The 929-nt window shown below is 62.8% G+C and carries 1 protein-coding gene; it reads left to right on the forward strand.

The genetic code is table 11. The features are described from left to right. Window positions 1-72: 72 nt before the first annotated feature. A protein-coding gene (locus tag FV234_RS25880) for an IS5 family transposase (RefSeq protein ID WP_147832451.1) occupies window positions 73-914 on the forward strand; the annotation gives its coding sequence in 2 pieces (ribosomal slippage) (window positions 73-463 and window positions 463-914; 843 coding nt in all). The last annotated feature ends 15 nt before the right edge of the window (window positions 915-929 follow it).

The following is a 929-nucleotide window of genomic DNA, read 5'->3' on the forward strand; positions in this document are numbered from 1 at the left end:
AGTGTCTGTCCGGCGACATATTGAGTGAGGTGAGGGGTTTGTGATTCAAGGCTGCCTGTGTGGAGGCTGCCGATGTGGACGACTGAGAACCGGACCCGCTACGATCGAAGCGAGCTTCGTTATCCGAGCGACCTGACGGATGACGAGTGGGCGCTGATCGAGCCCCTGATCCCTCCAGCCAAGCGCGGCGGCGGCAAGCGCAGCGTCGACATGCGGGCGGTGGTAAACGGCCTGATGTACGTGCTGAGCACCGGCTGCCAATGGCGGGCGATCCCGAAGGATCTGGCGGCGCGCTCGACGGTGCACGACTACTTCGACCTCTGGGATTATGACGGCACGCTGGAGCGGATCCATCACACGCTCTACGTCGCCTGCCGGGAGCGTGTGGGTCGGGAGGTCAGCCCGACGGTAGCCATCATCGATAGCCAGAGCGTGAAGGGCGCGGAAAAAGGGGGCGTGCGATCGACCCGCCCGGCTACGACGCGGGCAAGAAGATCAGGGGCAAGAAGCGCCACATCCTGGTCGACACGCAGGGCCTGCTGATGCACGCGCTCGTCCATCCCGCCGACATTCAGGATCGGGATGGCGGCGTGCTAGTGATGGCCACGCTGTTCGGCCTCTACCCGTTTCTGCTCAAGCTCTTCGCCGACGGCGGCTATCAGGGACCGACCTTCCAAGATGGTCTGCGCAAGGTCTGCCGCACGATCACGGTCGAGATCGTCAGGCGGTCCGATCAGGCCAAGGGCTTCGTTGTGTTGCCCAAGCGCTGGATTGTCGAGCGAACGATCGGTTGGCTCAACCGCTGCCGCCGTCTCGCGAAGGATTGGGAATGCAAAAGCCGGAAAGGGCGAGCGTTCGTCCTCTTGGCCTCCATCCGCCTCATGACCCGAAAGCTCTGTCAGAAAACATTATGATGCCGGACAGACTCT

It is taken from the genome of Methylobacterium sp. WL8 (assembly GCF_008040045.1).
Lineage (GTDB): Bacteria > Pseudomonadota > Alphaproteobacteria > Rhizobiales > Beijerinckiaceae > Methylobacterium > Methylobacterium cerastii.